The sequence below is a fragment of the Advenella faeciporci genome (assembly GCF_014652395.1).
Classification (GTDB): domain Bacteria; phylum Pseudomonadota; class Gammaproteobacteria; order Burkholderiales; family Burkholderiaceae_B; genus Advenella; species Advenella faeciporci.
In genome coordinates this window covers 105,936-123,265 of record NZ_BMYS01000007.1, presented here as the reverse complement: position 1 = coordinate 123,265, position 17,330 = coordinate 105,936, and the positions used below count along the sequence as shown (strand labels likewise).

The following is a 17,330-nucleotide window of genomic DNA, read 5'->3' as shown; positions in this document are numbered from 1 at the left end:
GGCGATAGCCACTCTGGCCGGATAGATACGTTTGGACTAATTTGATTTTGAACGGCAAATCATATTTTGTCATTGAAAAGACCCCTAAAAGTTGAATGGGTGTCCAACTTTTTGGGGTCAGTTCACTGGAGCGTGGGAACCAATGCCTATTAACGCTGAAGGTCCAGGAAAAGTTTAATCTCCACCAACCGGCTGCGATGGGTGATACCTGTTAACGACGTGCTGGTCAACCAGCAAATCCTCTTGAAAAGCTCGTGCTACCGCTTCAACAATCTCGTCCCATATACCCGGTGCCTGCAATATTGGCATCTGTTTGGCCAATACGTTGCTTAATGCACCCTGGTTTTGCTCAATGGAACGCAGCACGCGGTCGGCCTGCTGGTCGGGCATTTCAATTATTTCTTTAAGTGCCTGGCGTGCCCGTGCATGATTGCGTAAATAACGGGATTGCTCACGCATCTGTTCGGTTAACGTCCGCCTGATAATATTGGACAAATACATCACATGCGGTCCAAGATCAAGGTAACGCCATACATGACGGGCTTTTTCTACACCGCTGAATTCAAAATTGGATGTTACACCATCCGGGTAAGTGATGTCAGTGGCGCTAAACGAAACATCATCACTTAGCGTTCGCATCAAGGGTTTGGAAACCTCATCCAGTATCATGTCATAAGCCCGACGTTCTGCAGCATCGTCTGTAATAACCGCTGACACAGGCAAAATAACAGGGTCTGGCACAGCCCCGTCACGACGTAGCAGGTCATTAACCAAAAAGCGGTGTATACGGCCATTGCCATCCGCCAATGGGTGAATATATACAAAGCCAAAAGCCGTTACCGCACAACGCATGACCGGTGACTGCCCTTGGGTACGCTCAAGAAAAACACGCAGGCCTTCCAGCATGAGCGGCACCTCTGCCGCTGGCGGTGCCACATAATGAACCACATCCTGGTACTGGAAGGTTTCTCCCACAAATACCGGGGACTGACGCACACCAAAATGCGTAACCGTGGTGCGATCGCCCAGGATTTCACCCTGTAATTGTGCAAGTGCCTCGTTGCTTAAAGGTAAATCACCCTGCCCGGTCCGGCGCGCCATGACATCGGCAAACCGTTCAATGCGATTGGTGCGGTCCGCCTCCCTTTCTATGGCAAAACTGGCTTTGCTTTCCCGCAGTGTCATCCAGATGGCGGCACGTCTTAACAGGTCTTCACCAAATTCAGCAGCCAGGTTCTGGAATAAATGCGGCACATCCAGCTTCATGGCAAGCATAACAGCATCGGTTTTGACAATCATCGGACAGAAGTAGTGCGTTCCCGGCAAGTTATCATTAACACGCCAACGCGATGATTTTATGACTTGGTCTGTTGAAGAAGCCACCAGTTTACTGCTGTCGATGGCATCAACATAGTTGCCACCCAAGCGCTCTGGTAGCTGTAACGTAGCATTGCTGAGCCATTCATATAAAAAAGCCGCCCGGCGCGCATATTGCCCTGTCGGTTCGGCATTAACCCAGGTCTGGATAAAATCACCCCCTGTTTTGGCAAACAAACGGGATAAAAATTCCAGATGGGGAATTTCGTGACGCAAATGAAATTGCAAATGGGCTGCAGGCCCTGAAGCGGGCCGCATGGTTTCCGGATAGGTTTCCAGCCGGTCGCCATCTATAATTTGCGTAATTCGTCGACCACCGATCTGGCTTTGTACTGGCAAACGCCCTACCGGAATAATTTGATACGTTTTGGCCAACCATGCCGCGCCGATGGGGTCAGCGGGAAGCGTCTTCATCAATTACTCCTGTTGGGTTCAGCGATTGTGCGCACAAAGAATATGCATTCCCACGCATCGTATCGGTTCCCATGCTCTTGCGTGGGAATGCGGGCATGCACAAAACCGATTATATTGTTTTGAAAATGCATTTTTTCAATTATACACGCATAAAATCAATTGCAAAACAGGAGTTTTGCTCAAATTTGATTATTTAGACATGCACGGTACTTGAACAGCGCTCATTTCCACGCTCTGCGTTGCCATGCAGACCTGCCCCACGCATCGTATCGGTTCCCATACTCCGCGTGGGAATGCAGACCCTTCCCTTGGCATCGCTAAATTACTTACGCAAACACGTCCATCAGATACCCACTAACCTTGTCCGCCACTTCCTGCCAGCTGGCTTGCACGCCAACGGTTTTCATGTCAACGGTTTTTAATTGGGCATAGCCGCAGGGGTTGATGCCGTCAAACGGGCTTAAATCCATGTCAACATTAATGGCCAGGCCATGGTAAGTGCAGCCACGGCTGACTTTCACACCCAGGGCGGCAATTTTGGCCAGTTCACCGTTTTCCATGGGTACATACACCCCGGGGGCTCCGTCTTTGCGACAGGCCTGGCTAATGCCATAGTCATTCAGGGTATGAATAATGGCATCTTCCAGCGCAGTTACGTATTCTTTTACGAACATATTGGCGCGATGCAGGTTAATCAAGGGGTAAATAACCACCTGTCCTGGGCCGTGGTAAGTGACCTGGCCGCCCCGGTTGCATCGCACAACCGGTATCTTGCCCGGGTTAAGTACATGTTCCGGTTTGCCAGCCTGGCCAAGGGTGTACACCGGCGGGTGCTCTACCTGCCAGATCTGGTTTTCGGTGTCTGGCAGGCGGTTTTCCGTGAAGGTTTTCATGGCCTGCCAGGTACTTTCATAGTCGGCCAGGCCTTCTAGCCGTTTAAGCTGCGCCATGAGCTTACAGCACAACCTTAACCAGCTCGTGACCGTGCAGGGTGCGGTAGATATTGTCCAGCTGTTCGCGGGAAATGGCCCGCACGGTAAAGGTCAGGCCAATGTAGTTGCCGGCTTTGCTGGGACGCATTTCCACGGTGGCGGCATCAAAGCCGGGGTCGTGCTGCAATACCAGTTCAACCAGCATTTGGGCCAGTTCGGGGTGGTTAACGCCCATGACCTTAATCGGAAAATCACAGGGGTATTCAATCAAGGATTCTTCGGGAGGAATTTCTTTCATCATAATTGTTCAATTTCCAAATCGTAAGCGGCACGCAGTTTTTGGTAGATGGGGCCGGCAACGCCCTGACCTACAGGCTGGCCATTGTATTCAAGAATGGGCAACACTTCTTTGGTGGCCGAGGTAAACAGCAGTTCGTCGGCCTGGGCAACCTGTTCTTCGCTAATGTTTTGTGCCACAAACGGGATGCCGCATTGGGCCGCCAGTTTTTCCATTAAGCCGTAGCGAATGCCTTCCAGAATAAGGTTGTTTTTAAGCGGCGCCAGTAGCGTACCGTTTTTAACCACCCAGATGTTGGCCGAAGAGGCCTCGGTCATGAAGCCGTCACGAAACTGGATGACGTCGTCCACGCCTTTGGCATGGGCATATTCTTTGGCCAGAATGTTGCCCAGCAGGGAAACGCTTTTAATGTCGCAGTGATACCAGCGTTCGTCGGGCATGCTGACCACCCTGAAACCCTTGGTGCGCAATTCTTCGGAAGGTCGCACAAACGGAGAGCTCATTAAGAAGATGGTGGGCGCTACCGGCGGATTTGGGTACGCGTGGTCGCGCTTGGCCACGCCACGGGTTACTTGCAGGTACACAAAGGTATCATCGGTTTCGGCTTTGTTAACCATATCGGTCATGAGCTGAATCCAGTCTTGGGTGGTTTTGCCGGTTTCCAGCTTGATGGCCTTAAGACTGCGCTCCAGACGGGCCACGTGTTCGTTCAGGCGGAATGGTTTGCGGTTGTAGGCCGGTACCACTTCATAAATGCCATCACCAAAAATAAAACCCCTGTCCAGAACCGAAATTTTTGCCTGGCTGAGTGGCAGGTATTCGCCATTCAGATAAACCAGGCTGTCACTGCTAATGCCTTGTATCACCGTAAACCTCTATGCCTAGAAAATAAGGCCGGACTGAAGTTTTTCAAGGCGGCCCGAAAATAAAAATCGTGTTGAAAACTCTCGTTTCCACGCGGGAGCGTGGGAACCAGAAACGCTCCTGCATGGGAACGCACACCTGAAATCCTAAAACATGCCCAGCAGTTTGTCCCACATGCGACCCACAAAACCGGCTTGGGCAACCGCTTCAGTGACCACCAGGGGTTCTTGTTTAAGGATTTTTCCATCTAGCACAAACTGTACAGAGCCCACGGTTTGGCCTTTGGCCAGCGGAGCCACCAGTTTGCCATCGTACTGGGTAACCACCTGTACGGCGTTTTCCTGGCCACGGGGTACCGTTACGGTAACCGGGCTTAACGAACCCAGGCTAACCTGTTTGGTTTCACCTTCCCATACGCGTGATTGCACCAGGGGTTTACCGGCTTCGGCAACGGTTTTGTTGCTGAAGTTCTGGAAGCCCCAATCCAGCAGGGTTTGGCTGATTTGCTCACGGTCACGAATGGAATTGGCACCCACCACAATGGAAATAACCCGGCGGCCATCGCGCACGGCAGTGGAAATAAGGCAGTAGCCGGCATCGTCGGTATGGCCGGTTTTAAGGCCGTCTACGCCAATATTTCGGTAAAGCAGGCCATTGCGGTTTGACTGTTTGATTTTATTGTAGGTAAAGTCGGGCTGGCTGAAATAATGATAGTAGCTGGGGTGGTCTTTAATAATATGCTGGGCCAGTATCGACAGGTCCCGCACGGTGGTGTAGGTATCTGGCGAAGGCAGGCCGGTAGGGTCACCAAAACTGGTGTTGTTCATGCCAAAGGCTTTGGCTTCCTGGTTCATTTGACCCACAAAAACGCTTTCGCTGCCGGCAACCACTTCGGCCAGCTGGACGGTGGCATCGTTACCCGATTGCACAATCATGCCTTGCAGCAAATCGCCCACAGACACCTGTTTATTCACTTCAATAAACATGCGAGAGCCACCGGTTTTCCAGGCTTTTTCTGAAACCGTTACCATTTGGTCCAAGCTGATGCGTTTGTCGTCCAGGGCGGCAAACACCAGGCTGGCGGTCATGAGCTTGGTTAGCGAGGCCGGTGAAATTTTCAGGTCAGGTTCGACATTGCCAATAATCTGGTTGCTGTTTACATCAAAAACCATCCAGGCCTTAATGGGCGGGCTGGGCGGGGCAACGCTGGCAAAGTCGCTAACAACCGGCGTTTGGGCGTTGGTAACCGTAATGCTTGAGCGGACTTCAGGGGCCTTGGCAGCAGCAGAGGCGGGATTATTAAGCACCGAGGTAACAACTGAGCCGTTTACCGTGGTTTCTGCCTGGGCAGGTGTTTTATTTTTATCATAAAAATAATAGGCACCCCCAGCGAGTGCCACAACGATCATACCAAGTAATAAACGACGGGAAGACATAAAAAAAACAGTATCCGGTTAGAGTTGTAAGATAAGCCAATGGCATGAAAAACCATGCCATTGCGGTTTATTATAAGCCCTGTTGCCGGTAAACCCACGCCAGCACTGGCTTATTTCAGGATTTGGTCCAGCTTAATTTGTATCAATTTCTTCAATTGAATCAGGAACCCATGAAAAAAATGGGTCGCCTCGGGGATAACCGTTACCGGGATCTGATAGGGCCTGATCCAGTCGAAAACTTCCTGCAAAAGCACAACCTCATCTTTTTCACCATGTACGACCAGCAAATCGGCCGGTAGTTCAATATCGCGATATTGAAACCGCCATACGGCTGGCCCCAGCAGCATCATGGCATCGGGCAATTGATGCTGGGCCTGCTTTTGTTCGGCATATAGCTGTGCTGCCACGGCCGTGCCAAATGAAAAGCCGGCCAGCACCCATTTTTTATGGCTCACTTCGGGGTAAAGCTGTTCTATCTGCTCAATAAGCATTTGCATGTCGCGGGTTTCACCATGGGCCTTGTCGAATACGCCTTCGGACAGGCCCACACCCCTGAAATTGGGTCGCACGGCAAGCAGCCCGTTCTGGGCGCAGGCCCGGGCCACCGTGGTGACAATTTTATTGTCCCGTGTGCCTTCGTGCAGCGGATGCGGATGCAACACCAGGGCCCAGCCCCTGATGGGGGTATCGGGCCAGTCGATGGCGCAATCCATATTGCCGGCCATCCCGTTCAAGATGATTTTTTCTGTTTTGATTGCCATTGCTGTTACTGGCCCAAAGGCCCTGTTTTAAGTGCATGCGACTTGAATTCCACGGGTGGCTTGACGGCCACGCCCGGATTTATTTCACTGGGCGGCTTACCCACCCAGCCCTGCCCGTGTGCATACACCAGGCCATTGGCCAGCAAAATAACAAAAAACAAGGTTCGCATAATTAATGATTCCATTCGGCCCGTGCGTAAATACGCAAGCCATCCAGCACGGGTGATTCAATTTCCTGCAAAGTGATTGTATCAAATCCCTTTACCTGCGCGATGTCGTTAAGCAAACGGTGCAGTTCTGGCAACACCCCATGCCGGGCACCACCGGTCACGAAAATGGTGGGGGGATGCCCGGTTTTATCCAGCACGGCTTTCCACTGCCGCACAATCGCCCCGGCCTGGGCGGCAATAATGCCGCTTAAGATCGCCTGTTCGGTATTATGCGCAAAGGCCGGCGGCACTTCACTTTTACGCAGGTCTATGGCAGGCAGGTTGGCGGTGCCTTTATGCAGGCTGGCGCGCATGAGCATGACGCCCGGAAAGATCAGCCCCCCCATGAAGATGTTGTCGGCATCTATGGTGTCTACGGTGGTGGCTGTGCCAAAGCTTACCAGCATGGCGGGCAATTCGGGATGTTGCCGGTGCTCGGAAAGTCCCAATAGCCCCATCCAGCGGTCGGCGCCCAGCTGTTCGGGATGTTGGTAACTGTTTTTCAGGTGCAGGGTTTGCGCCTGCGCGACAAGCCATTGAAGCGGACAGGAAGCAGGCAGGGCCTGCTGGATTTTGTGTGCAATGACTTCACCGGCCACGTTAACGCCAATGGCCCTTACAGGAACTTCGGGCAAGGTATTGCACCAGTCGTGCAGTTTGTCTATATGGTCGTGCTCCAGCACCAGAAGGTCTTCGGTTTGCCGGAATTGGTTGATAAGGTAAGTGACTTTTACCCGGGTATTGCCCGAGTCGATCAGTAGCATGAGCATGGCTCGCTCCTAGGTATGGGTACGGGCACGAATGCTGATATCACCGTTGGTGACAAGATGCAGGCCCTGCCCGTTTTCAACCACCAGGCATGCCTGGTCATTTAAACCCCTGGCAATGCCTGTGAGTACAATTTTATCACCAGACAGCACGTTAACCTCACATGTTTTAAGGGCATCCAGGCTTTCATGGCGTTGCCGGAACGGCGCGAAACCTTCCTGTTCGTAAAGGGAAAAAGCCTCGGACCAGGCACGGGCAATACGGGCAACCAGCAGGGCAATGTGCTCAGCCTGTTCATCCTGCCGGTTCAGGCTCATCAAAACCGAAGTCCAGTCGGCCACTTTGCGACCCAGGTCCTGGCTAAGTGCTTCAGCCTGGGAAAGGTTCATCCCCATACCCACCACCACCACATGATGACGCTCATTCACCCGGCCATTACCCGGCTTGACCGATTCAACCAGCAGGCCCGAGAGCTTGCCCTCATCAAACTGGATATCGTTGGGCCACTTCATGCTTAAGCGGTCCCGGGCGGCAGAACCCACTATTTTACGCAACTGTTCGCAGGCCACAATACCGGCTACCGGTGCCAGCATGGGCAACTGCGCCGGCGGCAGGAAAACATCATAGGCGCAGGAAAACATCAGGGTGGCGCCCGCGTTGTCCACCCATTTGCGCCCGCTGCGCCCCTTGCCCTTTTGCTGGTGATGGGCACCAATCAGGGCAGGCCGCCCCCACTGGCTTTGCGGGTTACGCGCTTCCTGCATGAGAAAAGTGTTGGTTGAATCAATTTGCTCAACCCAGGCAAGAGAAGAAAAGTCAGGCAAGGCGGAAAACAGGATTTTCTGCAGCGTGCCTGCACTGGGCAATAGGGTCATTATGGCTAACTCTGGTAAGACGCTAACGAAGATACGGTTTCAGGGCGCTCATGATCCGGTCGGTGGCGCCCTCGTGTAATGATAACCATTGCTTGGCCGCTTTGCTCATTCCAAGCCGCTGTTCTTCATTATTCAGGATTTTAAGGGCCAGTTTAATGGCCTCTTCCTCGTTCTGGGTACGCCGGGCGGCTCCTTCAGACAAGGCGTCTTCCACCGATTGCTGGAAGTTTTCAGTATGAGGGCCAACAATAACCGGTACCCCCAAGGCACAGGGCTCGATGTGGTTTTGACCGCCATATTCGCCAAAGCTGCCCGCCACAATCGCCAGGTCGGACATGGCGTAATAAAAGAACATGTCCCCAACGCTGTCACACAAGAGGATATCAATGGTTTTCAGATCATCATTGATGGGGTTTTGCGAGCGGCAACGGTATGTAAGGCCGCTTTGCTGAATCAGTGTTTCCACTTCCCGAAACCGCTGCGGATGGCGGGGAATAATCATGAACAGGGGTGGTGGTAACGCCACCTCTTGCCCGGCTTGTCGCTCGTGGTTTTTGACCAGGGCCTTGATGGCCTTGAGAAAGTACTCTTCTTCACCATCACGGGTGCTGGCAATGGCCACCACCTGACGGTTAATAACCTGGCGTACCACCTGGCCCGCATGCACCTGGCTGTAAGAAATGTTAAGGTCAAATTTCAGGTTGCCAACCACTTGCATGCGCTTGACGCCCAGGTCATCAAGCCGGGCAGAGTCAACACGGCTTTGGGTAAGCACCAGATCCAGCCCGGCCAGGGCATTTCGCATGACGCTGCCCAGCCAATGGGCCTGTTTGTAGGCCGATTCGGAAAACCGGGCACTGGCCACAATCAGCGGCATTTTCTGGCGATTGGCCTCGGCCACCATATTGGGCCATATTTCACGCTCAATCAAAATGCCGCAACGGGGCTTCCAGTGTTCCAGAAAGCCCCTGACCGCTTCAGGGAAGTCATAGGGTACCCAGGCCTGGCATAGCATGCCCTGGCCAATCGCTTCGGCAAACATACGGGCGCCCTGCGCCCTGCCGGTGGCCGTCATGTGGGTTAACAAAACCGGAAAACCCTGGTCTAGCAACGCCTGGATCAGGGGATGCGCGGCCCGGGTTTCACCAAGGCTGACGGCATGCACCCAAACCGGACGTCTGAACGTGAAAATGGTTTCAGCATAGCCTTCATCATCACCATGGGCAATGCTGCTACCGGCAGGCGCCGGATGAGGATAACGGCCAAACCGCTCATCGCCGCGAATGTCCCATTTCCCGCCCGCCTTGCGGGCACGACGTTCTAGCAGCCATAGGGCAATGGGTGCAATCAGACGCAGCGTGTTGGTATAGAAGAATCGGTTCATGCTTAGCTTGCCAGTGCCTGTTTCAGTTTTGATAACACCATTTCCCGTGTGGGTGGAATGCCCCGGTCACCCAGACTGGCCGTAAAGGCTGCGCCTACCAGCGGTGTTCTGACCGGGGTGGAAGCGCTGTAAATGCCAATCGTGGGCCGACCCAGCGCGGCAGACAAATGCGTCAGGCCGCTATCAAGCCCGATCATCATGCGGGCAGGCGCAATAACACGGGCAACATCGGTCAGGGACATGCGGGGCAAAATCTCGGCATCGGGAAAGTCACGTACCAGTGCCCGGGCGCGTTCGGTTTCTTTTTCATTGCCGGCCAGCAACTTCAGGCGCAGGCCGGCGGCATTCAATTCACGGAAGACGGCATGCCAGTCGGCTTCGGGCCACAGTTTGTCTTCGCGGCTGGCCGAGGGCATGATAACTGCGTAATCCTGTATGGCAACGCCATCGGTAAATTTCTGCAGGCCAAAATCGGGCTCGCCTTCGTACTGGTAGTTGAAGGCAGCTGCTGCCAGCATGCGTTGACGGGTAACCGCAGGCTGCCAGAAAGCCACGGTATGCCTGACGTCATAAAACAGGGAGGCCATGGATTCCCGGGCGGACTTCCAGTCAAGCCCATGTTTGACCCCTTTGGCCTGGCGGACAATCCAGGCGGATTTCATCAGCGCCTGCATGTCCAGCACAATATCGTACCGGGTGCTTTTAAGTTTACGCTTAAGCGCGGCCCTTTCCTGCCGGGTAGGCGCCGACCACCAGGTTTTGCGCCAGCGACGGTGAGCCACCTTGATAACCTCATGCACCGCAGGATGCCAGGCGGGAATTTCAGCAAAGGCCTCTTCGGCAACCCAGTCTATTTGGGCACCAGGAACATGTTTGGCAATATCGGAAATGGCCGGTAGCATGTGTACCAGATCGCCCAGCGAAGAAGAGCGCACAATAAGAATTTTTGTTGTCATATTATTTTTGGTTGAAGTAAACGGAACACCTTTGCTGGTTATGGCCACACATGATGCCTGCATTTTACTTTAATATTTGGAGTTTTGAAATTTTCACTTACGGTATAGAATAGTCGGACAGCTATACAGCGTTGCACCGAACCGGCAAATTCAGGCCACACGGCCCGTATTTGCTTATTTTTATCTTCCCTGTCCCTCATATATACAGGGATTTACCCGGAGCCCGGAAAAATGACCCATGTTTTCCACCGTAACCCCAAAGTGTCCCTGAAAACAGCCGTAAACGGTAAAGGTATCCGTCTTTTTGATTCAGACGGAAAGAGTTATATCGATGCCTGCGGCGGCGCGGCGGTTTCATGCCTGGGTCACGGACATCCGGCTGTCATTGAAGCCATCAAGCACCAGCTTGATACCATTGCCTACGCACATACTTCATTTTTTACCACACAAGTGGCGGAAGACCTGGCCGATTTTCTGCAAAAAAAAGCGCCGGGCAATCTGAATCATGTGTATTTTGTGTCGGGCGGTTCAGAAGCGGTGGAAGCGGCCATGAAGCTGGCGCGCCAGTATTTTGTGGAAATTGACCAAACCGAACGCAGGCATTTTATTGCCCGCCGCCAAAGCTATCACGGCAATACGCTGGGCGCCCTGGCGATTGGCGGCAACGCCTGGCGACGCCAGCCGTTTTTACCCCTGCTCATAGAGGCGCATCACGTTTCTCCCTGTTATGCCTATCGTGACCAGCTTTCCAGCGAGTCCGAAGAGCAATACGCCTCTCGCCTGGCCCGGGAACTGGAAGACAAGATTCTTGAATTGGGGCCTTCCACCGTGGCCGCTTTTGTGGCCGAAACCGTGGTGGGCGCTACTGCCGGTGCCGTGCCACCGGTAAAAACCTATCTTCAGAAAATCCGCGCGGTTTGCGATAAATACGGCGTTTTGCTGATTCTTGATGAGGTCATGTCGGGTATGGGCCGCACCGGCCACCTGTTTGCCTGCGAAGAAGACGGTGTGGTACCCGATATTATTACCATTGCCAAAGGCCTGGGGGCCGGCTACCAACCCATTGGCGCCACCCTGTGCACCGATAAAATCTACGATGTGATTGTTAATGGCAGCGGTTTTTTCCAGCATGGCCATACCTATATTGGTCACGCCACCGCCTGCGCCGCTTCGCTGGCCGTTCAAAAAACCATTCAGGAACAAAACCTGCTGGCCAATGTGCTACAGCGTGGCGAACAACTGCGCGGCGAATTGCACCAGACCTTTGCCAACCATCCGCATATTGGCGACATTCGCGGGCGCGGGCTGTTTGTGGGCATTGAACTGGTGCAAGACCGGGAAAGCAAAAAACCCCTGGATCCGGCGCTTAAAACCCATGCCCGAATCAAGGCACAGGCCAAGGAAAACGGCCTGCTGGTTTATCCCATGGGCGGCACCATCGACGGACGCCTGGGTGATCACATTTTGCTGGCACCGCCCTTTATTTGCACCGAAGCAGACATTAGCGATATTGTGGGCCGGCTAAGCGATACGGTATCGCAGGTTTTATAAGATGAATTAACCCGGCCCCCGTTTTTCCTCCGGGAGAAACCACCTATTAAATCATGTACAAAACAACAGGAGATGCAATTTAATGGCACGTTTACCTTATGCCGATTTAACCACCCCACAAACCAAACCCCTGGTAGACCAGATTGTGGCCGAACGTGGCAGCGTGATTCATTTATACCAAATGCTGTTGCACAGCCCCGCCATTGCCCAGGGCTGGTTGGATTACCTGACCGCGGTACGCCAGAAAAGCAGCCTGCCCGGCGATATCCGTGAATTGATTATCATGCGGGTGGCGGTATTGAATGGCGCCCCCTACGAAGCAGACCAGCACGCCCCCATTGCCCTGAAAGAGGGAGTCACCCAGGCCCAGCTTGATGCACTGGACAACTGGGAAAGCAGCGATCTGTTTGATGAAAAAACCCGCGCCGTGCTGGCCTACACCGATTCAATGACCCGGCAGATTCAGGTACCCGGGGAGGTTTTTGAGGCCATACGCAAGCATTATGGCAACCAGCAGTTGGTGGAACTGACCGCCACCATTGGTGCCTACAATATGGTGTCACGCTTTCTTGAAGCGCTGGATATTCATCAGGATGATAAACGCTAAACGGGTGGTTGCGGATCCGCTCCGGTGCTTCGTTTGAGGCTGCCAAGTGTTCCGCAACCACCCCGTCAGGCTTTGCCTGCCACCCCTCCGCAGGAGGGGAATTTACCTTCTTCGTGGAAACGTCTGTGCTACACATTCCCCTCCTGCGGAGGGGTGGCGCAAAGCGCCGGGGTGGTTCTGGCCCAACCAAACCGCCTAACGAAGCCCCAAACAATTCCCCTCCCATGGAGGGGTGGCGCAAAGCGCCGGGGTGGTTCTGGCCCAACCAAACCGCCTAACGAAGCCCCAAACAATTCCCCTCCCTCGGAGGGGTGGCGCAAAGCGCCGGGGTGGTTCTGGCCCAACCAAACCACCTAACGAAGCCCCAAACAATTCCCCTCCCCTGGAGGGGTGGCGCGAAGCGCCGGGGTGGTTGCGGAACACTTGGCAGTCTTAAACAAAGCCCCTGCCGGGGTGGTCGCTTAAGTCCAGACAGCCTCAAGCCGCAGCCTGGGGTTTCACCAACGCCAGCTCCACGCAGATAGGTGCATGGTCGGATATTTTGTTCCAGGGCCTGCCTTTTAACACCTGGGCCGAACGGATCTCAAAACCACGATGATACATTCTGTCGAGCCTTAACCACGGGAAGGCTGCCGGGAACGTACGGGGGGGTGGCAATTCGTTCGGGTCCTGCAGGTGCTTAAGCACCTTGGGCAGGGTTTTCAGGGAAATCTCGGGGATTTTAATTCGCTGGTAGCGCAGCTTTTTCTCGGTCTCCATCAGCTTCCTGAAACTGAAGGTATCCCAAAGGCGCTTGAATGACACCTTCATTCGGGGCAGTTCGTCATCAAGCCGCAGCGGTGTCTGGGCAAATACCTCATGCACGCCCAGCTCTTTGGCAAAAAAAGGCGCCAGTTTTTCATTCCAGTCGTTGAAGTCACCGGCAATAATCAAGGGTTCATCTTCGGGCACCAAGCGCTTGATGCGTTCGATAATGGCCGCGACCTGACGAATCCGGCTGCCATGGAACAGGCCCAGGTGCACCACAAAACAGTGTACGCGATGGCCCCCAACCTTTACCCGGGCATGCAAAACACCGCGCTGCTCCAGTTTATGGTCGGAAATATCTTCATTTTCATGATCAATAATTTCATACTTGGACAACAGGGCATTGCCATGATCGGTTTTTTTCCGGATGGCATTGCAGCCGTAGGCCACTTCCATATGTAAATGCCCGGCCAACAAAGCAGGCTGGGCATGCAAATGGTGTTCCCTTTCATTTCGTCCCTGGATTTCCTGCAGGAAAACCAGATCCGCCTTCAGGCCCGAGAGTCCTGCACTAAGCTCAAGCAGCGAGCTGCGACGCCCCAACGCGGTTTTCCCTTTGTGGATGTTATAACTGACAATCCTGAGTACTGTCATGTTTTTGCTTATTCCTTAAAGAATGAACAGGGTAACCAGCCATTGAACAACCACTTGGATGATTGGAAAAATAATAGGGGTGAGCAAGCCGGTTACTATTAATCCTATGAGTATGAACATGCCGTAAGGTTCAATTTTATTATATTCCCAGGCCAGCTTTGGCGGCAGCAAACCCGACAGCACCCGTCCGCCATCCAGGGGCAGCAAGGGGAACAGGTTGAAAACCATTAAAATGACGTTTACCTGAATGCCCGCGATGGCCATGAGCCACCAAAAGCTGCCAAAACCGCCCAACTCAAGGGCGACTCTGGCCATGATGGCCCAGAAAACAGCCATGACCAGATTCGCACCGGGCCCGGCCGCAGCCACCCAGATCATGTCTTTTTTGGGATTGCGCAAATTGTTGAAATTGACCGGTACCGGTTTGGCCCAGCCAAAAATAAACCCGGTGTTCAGCAGGGCCATGGCCAGCGGCACAACAATAGTGCCCACAGGATCAATATGTTTGGCCGGGTTCAAGCTGATTCGCCCCAGCATAAATGCGGTCTGGTCGCCAAACTTCCGGGCGGCATAACCATGGGCTGCCTCATGCAAGGTAATTGCAAACAGCAAGGGCAGCGCATAAACGGTGATTGATTGAACTATTTGGCCAAAATCCACAAAAACGACTCCAGAAATTCCATAAGGCCCGAAACGGGCAGGTAAAACACGCCATCACAGTCATTGCGCCCATTAATGAGAATAATTAATGCAACATCCTGCTTTGATCCCCATTTTACCAGCAAGTTGTTGGCAGACTTGTTAAGTGAAAAAAAGACTTCGTTGCAAGAACGCAAAACTTGCAATCGTTTACACCCGGAATAAGGGACTTGCCCTGATTATGTTTAAAATGGGGCAAAAACTTTTGTACAGCGGTACAGTACGGCAACCATGGTTTCAAGGAAAATACAATGCGCTTGGATGGGTCAGACGAAAGTAAAAACATAGAAGACCGTCGTGGCAGCCGCACGGGAATGGGCGGTGGCATGTTTGGCCGTGGTGGCGGCATGTTCGGGGGAGGAAGAGGTGGTGGCGGTGGTGGCAAGAAATTTGGCCTGGGAACCATCGTGCTTATCCTGGTTGCCATGTATTTTGGGGTGGATCCCAACCTGCTGCTGCAAATGACCGGTTCCGACGCCCCCTCACAATATGAAGAAACCACCTATTCACAAGGCTCAACCCCAGGCATTAGCGATGCTGAAAGCAAATTTGTGGCCAAGGTGCTTAAAACCACCGAAGACGCCTGGGGCAGGATATTCCAGCAACAGCAATGGGGGGCCTACCCCGAACCCAAGCTGGTGTTATACAGCGGGGCCACACGCAGTGCCTGTGGCCTGGGCCAGGCGGCGATGGGCCCTTTTTATTGTCCGGCCGATGAAAAAGTGTACCTGGATTTAAGCTTTTTCAGGGAAATGGGCCAACGCCTGGGGGCGCATGGCGACTTTGCCCAAGGCTATGTGATTGCCCACGAAATTGGCCATCATGTGCAAAACCGCCTGGGCATTCTGGATCAGGTAGACCAGGTGCGTAGCCGTGGCAACCAGCGTCAGGCCAACGCCATTTCCGTCCTCTCCGAGCTGCAGGCCGATTGCCTGGCCGGCATTTGGGCCAACCAGTTACGCCGCCAGGGGGACATTATTGAACCCGGCGATATTGAAGAGGCCATGAATGCGGCAGCCGCCGTGGGCGATGACCGCCTGCAAAAACAGCAGCAGGGTTATGTCGTTCCTGACGCGTTTACCCATGGCACGTCACAGCAACGCATGACCTGGTTCAAGCGGGGCCTGGAAAGCGGCAATATTGCTCAGTGTGATACCTTTGCCAGCACCCGGTAAGCGCCAGGAAACCAGCGCTACGGCTTTGTCATAATATAAAAGTTATGACAAAGCCGTAAATATCATTTTATTTTCAAGACCACATCAGGTTACATTGGCCGCATACATGAAAATGCATTGTTTTCATGATACTGCCGGGTAACCTCCATCACATTGCACAGACCCGGCATTGTCTTTCCGGAGTCTTTGAAATGTCCAATACGCCCCAATCATTAAGTGTGCAAAAAGCCCTTGATGATGCCCCCATTTCCCGCTACCAGTGGAAAACCATCCTGCTGTGCTTTTTGATTGTTGCCACCGATGGCCTTGATACGGCCGCCATCGGTTTTATCGCCCCGGCCATTATTGCCGATTGGGGCTTAAGCAGGCCCCAGCTAACCCCCCTGTTCATTTCGGGCCTTATTGGCCTGACCCTTGGTGCAATTATCTTTGGCCCGCTGGCTGACCGTCTGGGCCGCAAGAAAATTCTCATCTTCAGCGTTTTCTTTTTTGGCCTCATGAGCCTGCTTTCGGCCTTTTCCCCCAATATGGAAACCCTGGCCTTACTGCGCTTTTTAACCGGCATCGGCCTGGGTGGTGCCATGCCTACCGCCATTACCATGACGTCCGAATTCCTGCCCGCCCGTCGTCGCTCGGCCCTGGTTACCCTTATGTTTTGCGGATTCACGCTGGGCTCGGCCCTGGGTGGTGTTCTTACCGCACAATTGCTGCACCTGGTTGACTGGCACGGTATTCTGGTGCTGGGCGGTGTGCTGCCGCTGGCGCTGGTTATCGTGCTTTACTTCTTCCTGGATGAGTCTCCCCGTTATCGCGTCAGCAAAAACGAGCCCGCCCAGAATATTGCCGCCTTCATGGGCAAAATTACCGGTAAAGCCTACCCCAATACCGTCTTCCATCTGGATGAAATCAAAACCGGCAAAAGTGCGGTTACCGCCCTGTTCCAGCCCGGTCTTTTCATGGTAACAGCGGTGTTATGGCTGGCCTTCTTCATGAGTTTCCTGATTATTTACCTGTTCTCAAGCTGGGTACCCACGCTGCTTGGCAGTATTGGCGTAGAACTGTCCAAAGCGTCCTGGATTACCGCCGCCTTTCAGATTGGTGGCACGCTGGGCGCCATTTACCTGGGCAGCCTGATGGACAGGCGCAACCCCTATAAAGTGTTAATTACCAGCTATGTCCTGGGTGCCGGTTTCATTGCCCTTATTGGTTTTTCCACCAGCAATATTCCTTTGCTGGTGCTGGGGATTTTTGGTGCCGGTGTGGGCATTAGTGGCGCACAGGTGGGGTTCAACTCTTTGTCTGCCATTTTGTATCCCACCGAATGCCGGGCAACCGGTGTTAGCTGGGCCAATGCCGCCGGACGTTGCGGTGCCATCTTTGGCGCGTTTGCCGGTGGCACCATGATTTCCTGGGGTTATGAGTTCACGACCATTTTCAAGGCACTGGCCTTCCCCGCCCTGATTACCGCCAGCTGCATTCTGGTGCTGTATATGTTCTCGCTGGCCAAACAAAAGCGCGCAAGCCAAAAAGCCCCCATTAACGCAACACCCGCCAATGTATCGTAAAACCATGTGTTCTTGCCAGTAACACCCAATTCTAAAACGGGAAGATACCCCTGCTGCC

The 17,330-nt window shown here is 53.4% G+C and carries 17 protein-coding genes; 4 read left to right on the top strand and 13 right to left on the bottom strand.

Translation table 11 applies throughout. The features are described from left to right. Positions 1 to 174: 174 nt before the first annotated feature. The 11 genes from IE074_RS07000 to waaC all read right to left on the bottom strand — a co-directional run bounded on the left by IE074_RS07000 (position 175) and on the right by waaC (position 10,274). Positions 175 to 1,791: a Fic family protein gene (locus IE074_RS07000; protein WP_189384753.1), complete on the bottom strand. Its 1,617-nt coding sequence runs from the start codon at positions 1,789 to 1,791 to the stop codon at positions 175 to 177. Positions 1,792 to 2,117: 326 nt separating this feature from the next. Then, positions 2,118 to 2,741 (bottom strand): lipoyl(octanoyl) transferase LipB, encoded by a 624-nt coding sequence (gene lipB / locus IE074_RS06995; protein ID WP_189384752.1) that lies wholly within the window; start codon positions 2,739 to 2,741, stop codon positions 2,118 to 2,120. A 4-nt stretch (positions 2,742 to 2,745) separates the two neighbouring features. Further along, positions 2,746 to 3,021 carry a DUF493 family protein gene (locus IE074_RS06990; RefSeq protein ID WP_189384762.1) on the bottom strand — a complete coding sequence of 92 codons (276 nt, stop codon included), beginning with the start codon at positions 3,019 to 3,021 and terminating at the stop codon, positions 2,746 to 2,748. Further along, positions 3,021 to 3,887 (bottom strand): D-amino acid aminotransferase, encoded by an 867-nt coding sequence (locus IE074_RS06985; RefSeq protein ID WP_189384751.1) that lies wholly within the window; start codon positions 3,885 to 3,887, stop codon positions 3,021 to 3,023. Before IE074_RS06985 ends, IE074_RS06990 begins: the two co-directional genes overlap by 1 nt. Positions 3,888 to 4,031: 144 nt before the next feature. After that, positions 4,032 to 5,321: a D-alanyl-D-alanine carboxypeptidase family protein gene (locus IE074_RS06980; protein WP_189384750.1), complete on the bottom strand. Its 1,290-nt coding sequence runs from the start codon at positions 5,319 to 5,321 to the stop codon at positions 4,032 to 4,034. Positions 5,322 to 5,431: 110 nt separating this feature from the next. Continuing rightward, positions 5,432 to 6,082 carry an alpha/beta hydrolase gene (locus IE074_RS06975; RefSeq protein WP_189384749.1) on the bottom strand — a complete coding sequence of 217 codons (651 nt, stop codon included), beginning with the start codon at positions 6,080 to 6,082 and terminating at the stop codon, positions 5,432 to 5,434. Positions 6,083 to 6,087: 5 nt separating this feature from the next. Further along, positions 6,088 to 6,252, bottom strand: coding sequence for a hypothetical protein (locus tag IE074_RS06970; RefSeq protein WP_189384748.1), 165 nt, complete (start codon positions 6,250 to 6,252; stop codon positions 6,088 to 6,090). Positions 6,253 to 6,254: 2 nt separating this feature from the next. After that, the gene (locus IE074_RS06965) at positions 6,255 to 7,061 is read right to left on the bottom strand and encodes a type III pantothenate kinase (protein ID WP_189384747.1); all 807 of its coding nucleotides are present in this window, start codon (positions 7,059 to 7,061) and stop codon (positions 6,255 to 6,257) included. 9 nt (positions 7,062 to 7,070) lie between these two features. Then, on the bottom strand, positions 7,071 to 7,934 hold the full coding sequence (locus tag IE074_RS06960) for a biotin--[acetyl-CoA-carboxylase] ligase (protein WP_189384746.1): 864 nt from the start codon (positions 7,932 to 7,934) through the stop codon (positions 7,071 to 7,073). A gap of 22 nt (positions 7,935 to 7,956) precedes the next feature. Then, positions 7,957 to 9,318 (bottom strand): 3-deoxy-D-manno-octulosonic acid transferase, encoded by a 1,362-nt coding sequence (locus IE074_RS06955; RefSeq protein WP_189384745.1) that lies wholly within the window; start codon positions 9,316 to 9,318, stop codon positions 7,957 to 7,959. A 2-nt stretch (positions 9,319 to 9,320) separates the two neighbouring features. Then, positions 9,321 to 10,274 (bottom strand): lipopolysaccharide heptosyltransferase I, encoded by a 954-nt coding sequence (gene waaC / locus IE074_RS06950; RefSeq protein WP_189384744.1) that lies wholly within the window; start codon positions 10,272 to 10,274, stop codon positions 9,321 to 9,323. 231 nt (positions 10,275 to 10,505) lie between these two features. Between waaC and IE074_RS06945 the strand changes: the two genes are divergently transcribed. After that, positions 10,506 to 11,825, top strand: coding sequence for an aspartate aminotransferase family protein (locus IE074_RS06945; RefSeq protein ID WP_189384743.1), 1,320 nt, complete (start codon positions 10,506 to 10,508; stop codon positions 11,823 to 11,825). Positions 11,826 to 11,907: 82 nt separating this feature from the next. Continuing rightward, positions 11,908 to 12,432 (top strand): carboxymuconolactone decarboxylase family protein, encoded by a 525-nt coding sequence (locus IE074_RS06940; protein ID WP_189384742.1) that lies wholly within the window; start codon positions 11,908 to 11,910, stop codon positions 12,430 to 12,432. A 477-nt stretch (positions 12,433 to 12,909) separates the two neighbouring features. Here IE074_RS06940 and IE074_RS06935 read toward each other — a convergent pair whose 3' ends face one another. Next, a complete protein-coding gene (locus tag IE074_RS06935) occupies positions 12,910 to 13,833 on the bottom strand; it encodes an endonuclease/exonuclease/phosphatase family protein (protein WP_189384741.1) in 924 nt (307 codons plus the stop codon). A 15-nt stretch (positions 13,834 to 13,848) separates the two neighbouring features. Further along, positions 13,849 to 14,493, bottom strand: a complete 645-nt coding sequence (locus IE074_RS06930) for a site-2 protease family protein (protein WP_189384740.1) — start codon at positions 14,491 to 14,493, stop codon at positions 13,849 to 13,851. A gap of 290 nt (positions 14,494 to 14,783) precedes the next feature. Here IE074_RS06930 and ypfJ point away from each other — a divergent pair, with 290 nt between their 5' ends. Together ypfJ and IE074_RS06920 are read left to right on the top strand one after the other, a co-directional pair. Further along, positions 14,784 to 15,707 (top strand): KPN_02809 family neutral zinc metallopeptidase, encoded by a 924-nt coding sequence (gene ypfJ, locus IE074_RS06925; RefSeq protein ID WP_189384739.1) that lies wholly within the window; start codon positions 14,784 to 14,786, stop codon positions 15,705 to 15,707. Positions 15,708 to 15,898: 191 nt separating this feature from the next. Further along, on the top strand, positions 15,899 to 17,272 hold the full coding sequence (locus IE074_RS06920; RefSeq protein WP_189384738.1) for an MFS transporter: 1,374 nt from the start codon (positions 15,899 to 15,901) through the stop codon (positions 17,270 to 17,272). Positions 17,273 to 17,330: the final 58 nt, after the last annotated feature.

Excerpts from the sequence above, each read along its gene's own strand:
- IE074_RS06965 (WP_189384747.1), bottom strand. The coding sequence starts at position 7,061 with ATGCTCATGCTACTGATCGACTCGGGCAATACCCGGGTAAAAGTCACT.
- IE074_RS06955 (WP_189384745.1), bottom strand. The coding sequence starts at position 9,318 with ATGAACCGATTCTTCTATACCAACACGCTGCGTCTGATTGCACCCATT.
- IE074_RS06975 (WP_189384749.1), bottom strand. The coding sequence starts at position 6,082 with ATGGCAATCAAAACAGAAAAAATCATCTTGAACGGGATGGCCGGCAAT.
- IE074_RS06935 (WP_189384741.1), bottom strand. The coding sequence starts at position 13,833 with ATGACAGTACTCAGGATTGTCAGTTATAACATCCACAAAGGGAAAACC.
- IE074_RS06960 (WP_189384746.1), bottom strand. The coding sequence starts at position 7,934 with ATGACCCTATTGCCCAGTGCAGGCACGCTGCAGAAAATCCTGTTTTCC.
- IE074_RS06990 (WP_189384762.1), bottom strand. The coding sequence starts at position 3,021 with ATGAAAGAAATTCCTCCCGAAGAATCCTTGATTGAATACCCCTGTGAT.
- lipB (WP_189384752.1), bottom strand. The coding sequence starts at position 2,741 with ATGGCGCAGCTTAAACGGCTAGAAGGCCTGGCCGACTATGAAAGTACC.
- ypfJ (WP_189384739.1), top strand. The coding sequence starts at position 14,784 with ATGCGCTTGGATGGGTCAGACGAAAGTAAAAACATAGAAGACCGTCGT.
- IE074_RS06970 (WP_189384748.1), bottom strand. The coding sequence starts at position 6,252 with ATGCGAACCTTGTTTTTTGTTATTTTGCTGGCCAATGGCCTGGTGTAT.
- IE074_RS06940 (WP_189384742.1), top strand. The coding sequence starts at position 11,908 with ATGGCACGTTTACCTTATGCCGATTTAACCACCCCACAAACCAAACCC.
- IE074_RS06920 (WP_189384738.1), top strand. The coding sequence starts at position 15,899 with ATGTCCAATACGCCCCAATCATTAAGTGTGCAAAAAGCCCTTGATGAT.
- IE074_RS06980 (WP_189384750.1), bottom strand. The coding sequence starts at position 5,321 with ATGTCTTCCCGTCGTTTATTACTTGGTATGATCGTTGTGGCACTCGCT.
- IE074_RS06945 (WP_189384743.1), top strand. The coding sequence starts at position 10,506 with ATGACCCATGTTTTCCACCGTAACCCCAAAGTGTCCCTGAAAACAGCC.
- IE074_RS07000 (WP_189384753.1), bottom strand. The coding sequence starts at position 1,791 with ATGAAGACGCTTCCCGCTGACCCCATCGGCGCGGCATGGTTGGCCAAA.
- waaC (WP_189384744.1), bottom strand. The coding sequence starts at position 10,274 with ATGACAACAAAAATTCTTATTGTGCGCTCTTCTTCGCTGGGCGATCTG.